The 12,346-nt window shown below is 61.8% G+C and carries 9 protein-coding genes and 1 pseudogene; 4 read left to right on the top strand and 6 right to left on the bottom strand.

The window, feature by feature from the left end; all coding sequences use genetic code 11:
- Positions 1-51: 51 nt before the first annotated feature.
- The 5 genes from recQ to UB31_RS18785 all read right to left on the bottom strand — a co-directional run bounded on the left by recQ (position 52) and on the right by UB31_RS18785 (position 7,159).
- Complete coding sequence (gene recQ, locus UB31_RS18765) at positions 52-1,917, bottom strand: DNA helicase RecQ (protein WP_045011967.1); 1,866 nt, start codon at positions 1,915-1,917, stop codon at positions 52-54.
- Positions 1,918-2,147: 230 nt separating this feature from the next.
- Positions 2,148-2,891: a polysaccharide deacetylase family protein gene (locus UB31_RS18770; RefSeq protein ID WP_045011968.1), complete on the bottom strand. Its 744-nt coding sequence runs from the start codon at positions 2,889-2,891 to the stop codon at positions 2,148-2,150.
- 103 nt (positions 2,892-2,994) lie between these two features.
- On the bottom strand, positions 2,995-3,996 hold the full coding sequence (gene metA / locus UB31_RS18775; RefSeq protein ID WP_045011969.1) for a homoserine O-succinyltransferase MetA: 1,002 nt from the start codon (positions 3,994-3,996) through the stop codon (positions 2,995-2,997).
- A gap of 12 nt (positions 3,997-4,008) precedes the next feature.
- A complete protein-coding gene (locus UB31_RS18780; protein WP_045011970.1) occupies positions 4,009-5,310 on the bottom strand; it encodes an O-acetylhomoserine aminocarboxypropyltransferase/cysteine synthase family protein in 1,302 nt (433 codons plus the stop codon).
- Between the two features lie 274 nt (positions 5,311-5,584).
- Positions 5,585-7,159, bottom strand: a complete 1,575-nt coding sequence (locus UB31_RS18785) for an amidase family protein (RefSeq protein WP_045011971.1) — start codon at positions 7,157-7,159, stop codon at positions 5,585-5,587.
- A 183-nt stretch (positions 7,160-7,342) separates the two neighbouring features.
- Here UB31_RS18785 and UB31_RS42600 point away from each other — a divergent pair.
- Positions 7,343-7,498, top strand: a pseudogene (locus UB31_RS42600) (LysR family transcriptional regulator); the annotation flags it as partial.
- Between the two features lie 468 nt (positions 7,499-7,966).
- Here the strand turns inward: UB31_RS42600 and UB31_RS18790 are convergent.
- Positions 7,967-8,716, bottom strand: a complete 750-nt coding sequence (locus UB31_RS18790) for a GntR family transcriptional regulator (protein WP_156175419.1) — start codon at positions 8,714-8,716, stop codon at positions 7,967-7,969.
- Between the two features lie 272 nt (positions 8,717-8,988).
- On the opposite strand from UB31_RS18790, the gene UB31_RS18795 reads away from it, so the two are divergent.
- From UB31_RS18795 to UB31_RS18805, 3 genes are all read left to right on the top strand, one after another.
- Positions 8,989-9,879 (top strand): beta-keto acid cleavage family enzyme, encoded by an 891-nt coding sequence (locus UB31_RS18795; protein WP_045011973.1) that lies wholly within the window; start codon positions 8,989-8,991, stop codon positions 9,877-9,879.
- A 25-nt stretch (positions 9,880-9,904) separates the two neighbouring features.
- Positions 9,905-11,242 carry an aspartate aminotransferase family protein gene (locus tag UB31_RS18800; protein WP_045011974.1) on the top strand — a complete coding sequence of 446 codons (1,338 nt, stop codon included), beginning with the start codon at positions 9,905-9,907 and terminating at the stop codon, positions 11,240-11,242.
- Positions 11,243-11,430: 188 nt separating this feature from the next.
- Positions 11,431-12,324 carry an amino acid ABC transporter substrate-binding protein gene (locus tag UB31_RS18805; RefSeq protein ID WP_045011975.1) on the top strand — a complete coding sequence of 298 codons (894 nt, stop codon included), beginning with the start codon at positions 11,431-11,433 and terminating at the stop codon, positions 12,322-12,324.
- The last annotated feature ends 22 nt before the right edge of the window (positions 12,325-12,346 follow it).

Here is a 12,346-nt window from a genome sequence, read left to right on the forward strand (position 1 = left end):
AAGACTGCCCCGGATTTCGCTTCGCTCCATCCGGGCTACGATCGGGATGCTCTACCGCGTCTTCACAATCTGGAGCAGCTCTTCCCCGTAATGCTCGAGCTTCTTGTCGCCGATGCCGGGGACGTTGCGCAATTCGTCGAGCGTGGTCGGCCAGGCGCGGACGATGCCGTCGATCGTAGCGTCGTGCAGCACGACATAGGCCGGCACGCCGCGCTCGCGCGCGAGGTCCGAGCGCCAGGCGCGCAGCCGCGCGCGCAATTCGGGATCGACGTCGCCCTGCGGCGCGTTCATGGCCGGCGCGAGGTCGCCGCGGCGGGATTTTGCGCGGCTTGACCGAATGCGGGCGCCGGGCGCCTCCTCGCGCAGCCACACCTCGGTCTCGCCACGCAACACGCCGCGCGCGGAGTCCATCAGCTTCAGCGCGCCAAAGGCCTCGCTGTCACTCTGCAAATGCCCCATCGCCACCAGCTGCCGTAGCACCGTGCGCCACTGCTTCTCGTTGAGCTCGCGTCCGATGCCGAACACGGAGAGCTTGTCGTGGCCGAACTGCGTCACTTTCTCGGTCAGGCGTCCGATCAGCACATCGATCAGGTGCATCGCGCCGAAACGCTGCCCGGTGCGATAGGCGCAGGAGAGCAGCTTTTGCGCCAGCACCTTGCCATCGCGCATTTGCGGCGGCGTCAGGCAATTGTCGCAATTGCCGCAACTCTCGCCGTGCAAGGTCTCGCCGAAATAGCCGAGCAGCCGCTTGCGCCGGCACTGTGCGGTCTCGGCAAGCCCAACCAGCGCATCGAGCTTGCCGATCGAGACCCGCTTGAAATCGTCTGATGCGGTGGATTCATCGATCATGCGGCGCTGCTGCACGATGTCCGAGAGACCGTAGGCCATCCAGGCCGCTGACGGCTTGCCGTCGCGGCCGGCGCGGCCGGTCTCCTGGTAGTAGGACTCGATGCTCTTGGGCAGATCGAGATGGGCGACGAAGCGCACGTCGGGCTTGTCGATGCCCATGCCGAAAGCGACGGTCGCGACGATGATGATGCCATCCTCGTTGAGGAAGCGATCCTGGTTGCGCGAACGCACGCTGCTGTCGAGCCCGGCGTGATAGGGCAGCGCCGCAATGCCGGCATCCGCGAGCGCACCCGCGACCTCCTCGACCCGATTGCGGGAGAGGCAATAGACCACGCCGGCGTCGCCTGCATGGCGCTCCCGGATGAAGTCCTTGAGCTGCGACACCGCGCTGCGCTTGTCGACGATCTCGTAGCGGATGTTGGGCCGGTCGAAGCTGGAGACGAATTGCGGGGAACCCGTCAACCCGAGCCGCTCGACAATTTCCTTGCGCGTCAAATCATCGGCGGTCGCAGTCAGCGCGATACGAGGCACGTCGGGAAAGCGCTCGGCGATGATGGAGAGGCCGACATATTCAGGCCTGAAATCATGGCCCCATTGCGAAACGCAATGCGCCTCGTCGATCGCGAACAAGGCCACTTTCGCCTGCGCCAGCATCGACAGGCAGCGCGGCGTCACCAATCGTTCCGGCGCGACATAGAGCAGGTCGAGATCGCCTGCGATCAGGCGCCGCTCGATCTCGGAGGCTTCTTGCAGCGTTAGCGACGAATTCAGCGCCGCAGCATTGACTCCGGCCTCGATCATGCCCGCGACCTGGTCGCGCATCAGCGCGATCAGCGGCGACACCACGATGCCGCAGCCTTCGCGCAACAGAGCCGGTAATTGGTAGCACAACGACTTGCCGCCGCCGGTCGGCATCAGCACCAGGCAATTGCCCCCATCGGTGACATGCCGGATGATCTCGCCCTGCGCGCCGCGAAAGCCCGGCAGGCCAAACACCGAATGCAGCACCGACAGCGCGTCGGGGCGATCGACTGAGGCAGGCAGCGAAGCGGTAGAGGGAACGGACATGGGCGGAACAGGACCGGGCCGTGGGATTCGTCACAAGGCCAGTCGCATGACGGCGCGGGCGAGGCAAGACTGTTTGGGTAGCTTGTTCTCCCTCTCCCCGTTCTTACGGGGGAGAGGGTTGGGGTGAGGGGCCTCTCTCCACATGCGAGATTGACGATAGACCTGTACCCCCTCACCCGGATCGCAAGAGCGATCCGACCTCTCCCCGCAAGCGGGGCGAGGTTAGAGAGCTACGCCCCGATTCGCCGCAACGCCTCTGCGACTGTCACGATCGGCATGTTGCGCGTCTCGGCCGCCTTCAGCGCGTGGCGAAGCAACGCCGGCGAGCAGCCATAGGGGCTCGGCTGGTCGACCACGTCGTGGCCGTAGAAGATCAGCCAGCCGCCGCTTGCGGTTGCCTCGTCGAAGTAACGATCCACGCCCGCGGTGTCGATCTCGCGATCGACAAGAGGCGAGGCGCGCAGGAACTGGAGATCGATGACATCGCGATTGACGCCGGGAAGGATGCCGCGCGCTGAACGGAAGGTCTTGGCGAGCTGCGGCTTGCGCCAGACCGACGCAAGGCCATACGGATAGGCGAAATTTTCGAGCGAGATCGAGGAGTCGATGGCACGGAAGTGGGTGCGGTTCCGTTCAATCTCCCGCGCCATGGCGGTCTCATCGAGATCAACTGCGCGGAGGTGCGAGAAGGTGTGGCAGGCGATCTCGTGGCCACCACGATGCAACCGCACGATCGCGTCGTTCGACAGGCCTTGCCAATGATCTCCCGGCTGATCGATCAGGCTGCCGGCGAGATAAAACGTTCCGCGGCCGCCATACGCTTCCAGCAGCGATGCACCCTTGCCTGCTGCACTGTCGGGAGCATCATCGAAGGTGAAGCTCACCATCGGCGCGTGCGCCTGCAAGCGGTGCGGCGCGGCACGGAAATGCCGGGCCAGCCGATTGCTCACGCGTCCGTGGAGTGCCGACCACACGATTGCATTCCCTGTAATTCCCGACCGCGCTACTGAAACATCTGCGCGTCGCCTGAGGCAAGCTTTACGCCTTGTTAATCATAACGGAACCCATGCCCTCGTACTAACGCGCAAGCAACGGCGCCTTGGTATCCGCGGCAAGATCGCGCAGCCAGTTGCGGAAGAGCGCCGCGGCGGCGCTGCCGGCAGCGATATCGCCGCGCAAATTCAGTGCGGGCAGCTCGTTGGTGAGCGCCGGATGGCGCTGGTGCCTCGCGCGCTTCTCGAATCGCGCAAGCCTCTCTTCGGTCGGTGCGTCGAAATAGCTCACGGGCACGGCCGGGTAGATCTCACGCTCGCGCGCGAGATAGCGGCCGATATCGCGCAGATATTCGCGCTGGAGCGACAGCGCGTCATATTCGGGATGGCCCTGGAAGAACACGAAGCGGCTGGCATATTGCCGGACGAAGATGTCGACGCCGGCCCGGACCGAACGGGTCAGCACCTGATAGCCGGCCTGCGTGAGATCGCGCTCTGTGACTTCGTTCAGGCGCGAGTGCGAGATCTTGAACGGCGCGGGCGCCTCGCGCGTCAGCGAATCGCTCGTCACGGCATCGCAGTCGAAGATGCCGTGGCATTTGGCCGGCAACCGCTGCCGTTCGATGCGATCGAGATGCAGCACCGCCGCATGCGCGGCGAGGCATGACCAGATCGTCGAGCGCGTGTTGGTCTTGGCCCAATCGACGAGATCGGTGAGGTCGCGCCAATACGGCTCCTGGTCGAGCTCGGGCGCCACCGGCTCGGCGCCGGTCACGATCAGCCCGTCGAACTTTTGGCGCTTGAGATCAGAGAGATCGGAATATTCGCTCTCGACGTGCCACTTCGCTTCCGGCGAGCGCATCACCGACGGCAGCGAGAAGCAGTGGAAACGGATGCGGCGCGGCCCCGCGGCAGCCTGAAGCAGCTTCATGAACTGCCGCTCGGTCGCCTTCAGCGCCGGGTCCGGCATGTTGTTGATCAACCCGATGGAGAGCTCGGCGCCGCCGTGATGGCGTGCGAGATCCGCTTCGGCCGGCACCAGGGCCGGGCTCGAGATACCTTGATCCCTGTCGATCAAGATGCTCATCGGGGCGGCTGCCTACTCCGCCGCCTGAAGACGCGCGGCCGGACAGGCCTTTTCCAAGGCCTGGTCGATGTCCTCGATGATATCGGCGGCATGCTCGATGCCGATCGAGAGGCGGATCGTCTCCGGAAGCACGCCGGCGGTGCGCTGTTGCTCGGCCGACATCTGGCGGTGCGTGGTCGAGGCCGGATGGCAGGCCAGCGACTTGGCGTCGCCGATATTGACGAGCCGCGTGATCAGCTTCAGCGCATCGTAGAAGCTCTTACCCGCCTCCATGCCGCCCTTGATGCCGAAGGTGAACAGCGAGGAGGCGTTGCCGTCGAGATATCTTTGGACCAGCGAATAATAGGGGCTGTCCGGGAAACCCGTGTAGTTCACCCAGGCAACGCGCGGATCGGCGCGCAGGAATTCGGCGACCTTGCGGGCGTTCTCGCAGTGGCGCTCCATGCGCAACGCCACGGTCTCGATGCCCTGGAGCAGCAGGAAGGCGTTGAACGGCGACAGCACCGAGCCCATGGTGCGCTGATAGATGCTCCGCGCGCGCTCGATATAGGCGGTCTTGCCGAAACGCTCGGCATAGACGAGGCCATGATAGGAAGCGTCCGGCTTATTGTAGCCCGGGAAGCGATCGGCGTGCTTGGCCCAGGGGAAATTTCCTGAATCGACGATGGCGCCGCCGAGCGTGGTGCCGTGGCCGCCCAAAAACTTGGTCAGCGAATGTACAGCGATGTCGGCGCCGTAGTCGAACGGCTTGAGCAGGATCGGGGTCGCGACGGTGTTGTCAACGATCAGCGGCACGCCACGGGCGTGCGCGATTTTGGCCAGCGCCTCGATGTCGCAGACATTGCCGGCGGGATTGCCGATGGTCTCGGCGAACACGGCACGGGTGTTCTCGTCGATCAGTCTTTCGATCGCCTCGGGCTTGTCGCTCTCGGCGAAGCGGCCCGTGATGCCCTGGCGTGGCAGAATGTGGGAGAGCAGCGTATGCGTGGTGCCATAAAGCTGCGGTACGGACACGATGTTGCCGCCGTGATCGGCGACGTTGACGAAGGCGAAATGCAGCGCCGCCTGGCCGCTCGCGACCGCAAGCGCGCCGACACCGCCTTCGAGCTCGCTGATGCGCTTCTCCAGCACCGCGCTGGTCGGATTGGCGATGCGGCTGTAACGATAACCTTCGGCCTCGAGATTGAAGAGCGCCGCGCCATGATCGGCGCTGTCGAAGGCGTAGGCGGCGGTCTGGTAGATCGGCACGGCGACCGCGTGCGTGGTGGCTTCGGGTTCGTAGCCGGCGTGAATAGCGATCGTCTCGTTGCGCATCGTGCCACCTCCGCGTGGAGCGGGCCGCACTTATTGGCCTGTATGAGGCATGTGCGTTGTCCGCCGTCCCCGTGTTAGAGGCGGGTGGTAAAGCGGGCAATAATTCGTCTACAGATCGATGAAGTAACCCTAACGGTTATTGGTGAATTGGCTAAAATTTGAGTCAAATTGGATTAATGAATTCGTACGGTGCCGTCTCGCCACTGTGCGGCGATCCACCCTCTCCACAAGGGGCGAGGGTGGCACTGTCAACGCCGCGACAGTTCGCGAAGGATCAGGCCATCGTTTCCCAGAGCCGATGGGGCAGCACGCCCGCGCGCTTCTCGATCGCAGCCGCCGCATCCAGCGCAAGATCCTCGCGGTAACGGCCGGCGATGAGCTGCACGCCGATCGGCTTGCCGTCGTGCAGGGCCACCGGCACCACTGCGCCGGGCAGGCCCAGCACGTTGATCGCGGAGATGAAGCGGATCTCGCCCCAGAAGATCTCGCGCACGCGCTCGGCGCTGACGGTGTCGTCGCGCGGGCCCGGCGTCGGCTGTACCGTCGTCGGCGCCAGCACGACCGGATAGTCCTCGAAGAACAATTGCCAGGCGCGGATATGGCCGCTGCGCGCGGCGGTGGCGCGCATCCAGGCCGGCAGGTCGAGCACGCTGGCCTTGGTCTTCATGCCGCCCCACGCCTTGTGGAAATCCTCGGACGTGACCTTCAGCATGCCGGCCTCCTGCATCACCACCGTTTCATTGGTGATGATGTCGCACCAGGTCTGCCAGACGCCGTTAATGTCGGGCACCTCGACCTCGCTGACGCGATAGCCGGAACGCTCGAGGTGATCGGCGGCCTGGCGCAGCGCCGCGGTGACCGACGGATCGACGTCCATGTCCTCGGGGATTTTTGCCAGCGCGACCTTGATCGGCCCCTTCGGCTTCGGCCCGACCAGCGGCGCCGGCACCCACCAGGGGTCGCGCGGATCACGCTGGCTCATCGCCTCCAGCGCCAGACGAACGTCGGCGACGTGACGGGCGAGCGGCCCCTGCGCCGACATCAGATGCGCCAGCATCGGCCGCTCGGCGGTGGCGCTCTGGTTGAAGGCGGGAATGCGGCCCTGCGTCGGCTTGATGGTAGCAACGCCGTTGCAATGCGCCGGCCAACGCAGCGAGCCGCCGATGTCGTTGCCATGCGCGATGGTGCCGATGCCGGCAGCAACCGCTGAACCCGCACCGCCGGAGGAGCCGCCGCAGGTGATATTCGGATCCCAGGGATTGAGCGTCAGCCCATGCAGCGGATTGTCGGTGAAGCCGCGGAACGAGAATTCCGGCGTGTTGGTGAGGCCGAGCACGATCGCACCGGCCTTCTTCAGGTTGCGTACGACCGGCGAATCCGACGGCGCGATGAGGTCCTTGTTAGCGGGTACGCCGTTGAAATTGGGCCGGCCTTCGAAGTCGACATTCTCCTTGATCGTGATCGGGACGCCATGCAGGAGGCCAAGCTCGCCGCCCTTGGCGCGCTGCTTGTCGGCCGCATGCGCCGCCTTCAGCGCCTCTTCGCCGAGATCGACGACGACCGCATTGAGCCTGGGATTGACGGCGTGCATCCGCGCCAGATGCGCCTCGACGGTCTCGACCGCGGAGATTGCGCCGGAGCGAATCGCGGCCGCGGTGTCGACCGCCGACCATTGCCAGGCCGGGCCTTTCGGGCGGCGCGCTGTGGCGGATTTACGGGACGTGGTCTTCTTGACTGTCTTCTTGGCCTGTTTCGCAACAGCGCCCTTGCGGCCGGCGGTCTTCTTGCTCGAGGTCTTCGCTGCTTTCTTTGAAGCGCTTTTCTTCTTGGTCGCTGTCTTCTTCGCCACGTCTCATCTCCTGAAATTGCGGCGCGGAGGTTATGGAGGGCGACGCGGCATGTACAGCGGCGTTTCTGCATGGCGCGTTGCCGCGGCGCAGTGATGCGACGGATTGTCGTCGGCCCTTACACCGGCGGCGGGTTCAGCCGCGCAAAGCCGCCCTGGATAGGGTGCTCTGCAAAACGACAATCCGGGGACCGCGAAGACATTCGCGCCGTCTATGTCGGCCACACCGCACCCTTGCCCGCACGCGTGCGGGCGTTCATCGATTTCCTGGCAGAGCATGTGCGAGTGAGCAATCCCGCGCTGAAGCGCGCGGGGGATGGGAGGTGGCGGCTTGTGAAATGAGGCTGATGGCGGAGAGAGTGTCAGTCAACTCCCCTTGAAATACAAAGTATTTTTGGCCTCCCTAGACCAAAACCCACCGTTTGAGCTACGACCAAAAAGCGAGGTTCCACCACCTCCAATCGTGGCTCACCATCAGGTTCTGGCCAGCCCTACGATTTCCGTCGGCGGTCGACGGCAGGGGTTGTTTCTAGGCGCTTGCTCCCCGAAGGTAGTGGTCACACGTTCGAATCGTGTGATCAATCGTCTCTGATAAATCGGAGCAGTTGAACCTCACAAGCGCGGCTACTCCATCCACCTCGGTATGGAGGGGCATGGCGCCTCATCAGCGATGGGAAGCACCACATACCGTTTCATCCGGTCCATCTTGAACAAGCGTTGGGTAGCTTCATAGGGTCGAGTAGAGGCGTCGATCGCGCGACGCCCCTTGATGCTCGTTCGGGCATTTGGCGCGGCCATGCCTAAACGACGTTACTTTGCGCTCGTACTGGAATTGATGATGAAAGAAATGATCTCTTCGGTGGAGTCCGCAATATCGCTCGCCAGCGCCTGCCTTGCCTTGACGGAGTCGTGCTTCCGTAGTGCGGCAATGATCTGCCGATGGAACATGACGCTGGGTCGGCCTTCCGTGTCTGTCCTGGAATAGAGAACGTTATGCAGTGGTCCCGTTCTCAGCCAAAAATTATCGATCGTCGATAACAGCACCGGCAGCTTGGAAATTTCATAGAGCCCGTAGTGAAAATCCATATTGCATTTGGCTATCCTGCTGCGGTCTCGCTTCTTGAGCGCGTCCTCAAAATGAACCTGAAGCGTTTCCAAATGCAGTATTTGTTCTTTTGTCGCAAGTTTGGCTGCCTCTTCCGCCGCCAATCCTTCCAACTCCATGCGTATGCGCTTGACTTCGCGAATCTCACTTGCTGAAGGCACCGGAACGATCGCCGTGCTGTTGCGCGTCATCTGAAGCGCCTGCTCTGCGACCAGGCGCGTCAGGGCATCGCGAACCGGGGTAAGGCTCGTTCCGTATTGAGTGGCCAGTTCCCGCAACTTCAGCTTTGCTCCAGGTGGAATCGAGCCGGATCGGAGAAGCGACCTCAGTTCATCGTAAATCATCTGGGCACGATGCGGCTCGCCGGTACCGCGCGCGGGCGACGAGATAACGGCGGGTACCTCTGCCGTGGGTTGAATGGCCGAACGCGTGTTCGACTTCTTTGCAACAGCCAAAGAGCTCTCCGGTGCGCTTCTCGCGGATTAAACCCAACGGTCCCAGCTAGCTCCCGAGGCGACGCTCGATTTCGCCCAGTTCTGTCGCTGGTCCGCTGGTCGCGGCACCATGACTAGTGGCGAACCTTGCATCTGTCCAGAACGGCTTTCCTCCCCCGACCGACCTGCCTCGCAGGCGAAACAATTTGTGATAACAAAATCCGAATCCTCCATTTTGTTATAACAAATTTTTTTGTTATAACAAAAATACCGGATTGGTTTGCGAGGTGAGCATGAAGTTTTCCCGCCCGACGATCGTCACATGCGCCGTAACCGGTGGCCAAACCCGCCCCAGCCATAGCCCGCATCTTCCGGTCACGCCTGAGCAGATCGCCACCTCCTGCATCGACGCTGCGAAGGCCGGAGCGGCGATTGTCCACATTCATGTTCGCGACCCGGAAACGGGCGTTCCATCTATGGAGCTCGATCTCTACCGACAGGTAGTCGACCGGATTCGTGGCAGCGGCACCGACATGATTTTAAATCTCACGACGGGGCCGGGCCAGCGCTTCGTGCCCGGAGCGAAAGATCCGGCCGAGGCCGGGCCTGGCACGTCGCTCATACGCGGCGAAGAGCGCGTGACGCATATTGAGGCGCTGAGGCCGGAAATCTGCACGCTTGACCTCAACACTATGTATTCGTTCGGCTCCGTCGTCATCAACACGCCGGAATCGTTGCGGGTCATGGCGAGGCGCATTCAAGCCGCCGGGGTGGTGCCTGAGCTTGAGATTTTCAATCCCGGCGATCTTGTCCTGGCGCGTGACCTTGTCGCCGAAGGTGTGTTGCCCCTTAGGAATTGTCTGCAGTTTGTGCTGGGCGTTAAGTATGGAGCGCCGGCTTCCGCCGACATGCTTTCGACCCTGGTTCGCATGCTTCCTGAAGGCTGGGAGTGGAGTGCGTTCGGCACCGGCCGAATGGCATTTCCTATGGTCGCGCATGCGGTGCTTCAGGGAGGGCACGTTCGCGTCGGAATGGAAGATAATCTGCAGATTGAAAAAGGCGTGCTGGCACGAAGCAATGCCGACCTGGTGAAAAAGGCTGTCCGCATCATTTCCGATCTCGGGGCCCGACCCGCAACGGTGCAGGAAGCTCGCCAAATTCTTTCAATCAACGGCGACAAGTAATCCGAGACCATCGAAGGTAACCAATATGTCAACACAGGCAAACGTCAAACTGCAGAACGCGGCCGATCTTGATACAGCACTCGCCGAAGCTCGTCGCAATTACGCCAGTCGAAATCCGAATAGCTTGCGCGCTTTCGACGCAGCCGCCGAGTATCTTCCCGGAGGGAGCACCCGGACCGGATTGTTCAACTCACCCTTTCCTTTATTTATCGAGCGCGGCAAGGACGCGCGCCTGTGGGATGTCGACGGCAAGTGCTACGTGGACGCGCTGGGCGAATATACGGCCGGTCTATTGGGACACTCTAACCCGGTCGTCCTGCGGACGTTAAGGGAGGCACTCGAATCTGGTCTCAATTTTGGTGGTCACGTCCAGGATGAAGCGCGTTTCGCAAAGCTGATCGTTGATCGCTTTCCCTCTATCAACAAGGTTCGATTTTCGAACTCCGGTACGGAAGCTAATGTTTCCGCGATCGCCACCGCGCTGTACAGCAAGGGACGGTCGAAAGTCATGGTGTTCGAGGGAGCCTATCATGGGGGATCGCTCAGTTTTCCCGTAAATGCGGCGCCTTCCAGGTTGAACGTGCCTTACGACTTTGTCCAAGCGCCGTACAACGAAATCCAGCCGGCCATCGATCTGATCCGTGCCAACAGCGATACGCTGGGGGCCGTGATCGTCGAGCCGATGCTCGGCGCGGGCGGCAGCATCCCCGGCGAAAAGCAATTCCTGAGCGCACTGAGAGAGGAAACGACCCGTCACGGCATCGTTCTGATCTTCGACGAAATCCAGACCTCTCGGCTCGCACCGAACGGCATGCAGGGCTATTGGGGCATTACGCCCGATATGACCACCCTCGGCAAGTACTTGGCCGGAGGCCTATCCTTCGGCGCGTTCGGCGGCCGGGACGACATCATGGCGTTGTTGGATCCGCGCAAACCGTCGTCGCTGGTTCTCTCCGGAACTTTCAACAACAACAGTCTCGGCATGCGGGTCGGCGCGGCCGTGCTGTCCGAAGTAGTCACGGCCCCCGCCCTTGAGCGACTGACGGCGCGCGGCGACAACTTACGGCAACGCTTGAATGTGATGCTGCAGCGAGCTGGTGTCGCTGCGCAGTTTACCGGCTTCGGCTCGATCATGGGCATTCATTTCGTGGCAGGGCACCTCCGCAATGCGAGGGCCGCAGCAGCGTCGGATCCGAGATTGCGCGAGCTTTTTTATCTTCACATGCTGGAGGAAGGCATCTGGATCGCCCGACGCGGCATGATGGCTCTGTCGCTAGCGCTCTCCGACGATGATCTCGACAAGGTCTTTGCCGCGGTCGAGAGCTTCGTTGACCGCTGGAATCACCTTTTGCCAAAGCGCTGATCGACGATCCGGCGTTCAATTCGGCAACCGATGCTTGGATACGAAGCTCGTAGGTCAAACTGCTCTAGTGACTGGCGGGACCATGCAGCGCGCAAATCTTGGATGGCATCACGGCAGCTTTGGTGAAGATGGCTTAGCACTTTTTGACGGTATCGCCGCGGCGATCGTTTTCAGCAGGAGAGAACCATATGAATAAGCATCCGATGTTTTGCATACTCGCACTCTCTTTGGTCCTGCCGGGCGCAGCCTCCGGACAAGACCTCGCAGGTACGCTCAAGAAGATAAAAGACAATGGAACGATTGTCCTGGGCGTTCGAGAATCCTCGGTACCGTTTTCCTATCACGACGACGATCAGAAGCCGATCGGCTATGCGGTCGACATTTGCCGTCGAGTGGTCGAGGCCGTGAAGACACGGATCGGCGTATCCGATCTGAAGGTGGAATATGTACCGGCAAACGCAAACAACCGCATCCCGCTGATGGCTAATGGGACGATAGACCTCGAATGCGCTTCGACGAGCAATCTCGAGGAACGTCAGAAGGTTGTTGCGTTCTCGATCACTCATTTTGTGTCAAACATCCGGGCCATCGTCCGGAAGGACGCTCCCTACAAGACGCTGAAGGATCTCAACGGCAAAGCGATTGCCGTAATTCCGGGTATGACATCACTGCCGTTGCTCTTGAAATATGCCGTCGACAACAAAGTTAGTTTCGAGCGCATCCCCGGCAAAGACGTGGCGGAGGCCTTCTTGCTGTTCCAAACGCAGCGCGCCGAGGCCTTTGTGTTCGACGACGTGCTGCTGGCATCGATGGTGGCCAACAGCCCGCCCCCCCACGGCTACAGAATGCTTGACGATACGCTGCGATCCGAGCCAAACGCCCTAATGATGCGGAAGGACGATGGCCCCTTTAAGGAGCTTGTCGATGCAACAATGCTCACCATGATCAAGAGCGGCGAACTTGAGGCGCTCTACAGCAAATGGTTCATGCAGCCGATTCCGCCGCATGGCATCAACCTCAATTTTCCAATCTCGAAGGAACTGCGGGATGCGCTAGCAAACCCCAACGACAAGGGTGTCTGACCTTGGGGAGATTCCGGCGTGC

It is taken from the genome of Bradyrhizobium sp. LTSP849, from assembly GCF_000938255.1.
In the GTDB taxonomy this organism is placed as follows: Bacteria; Pseudomonadota; Alphaproteobacteria; order Rhizobiales; family Xanthobacteraceae; genus Bradyrhizobium.

Bases quoted from the DNA above. Each gene is read 5' to 3' on its own strand.
- recQ (WP_045011967.1), bottom strand. From the start codon at position 1,917: ATGTCCGTTCCCTCTACCGCTTCGCTGCCTGCCTCAGTCGATCGCCCC.
- metA (WP_045011969.1), bottom strand. From the start codon at position 3,996: ATGAGCATCTTGATCGACAGGGATCAAGGTATCTCGAGCCCGGCCCTG.
- UB31_RS18780 (WP_045011970.1), bottom strand. From the start codon at position 5,310: ATGCGCAACGAGACGATCGCTATTCACGCCGGCTACGAACCCGAAGCC.
- UB31_RS18795 (WP_045011973.1), top strand. From the start codon at position 8,989: ATGAAGTTTTCCCGCCCGACGATCGTCACATGCGCCGTAACCGGTGGC.
- UB31_RS18800 (WP_045011974.1), top strand. From the start codon at position 9,905: ATGTCAACACAGGCAAACGTCAAACTGCAGAACGCGGCCGATCTTGAT.
- UB31_RS18805 (WP_045011975.1), top strand. From the start codon at position 11,431: ATGAATAAGCATCCGATGTTTTGCATACTCGCACTCTCTTTGGTCCTG.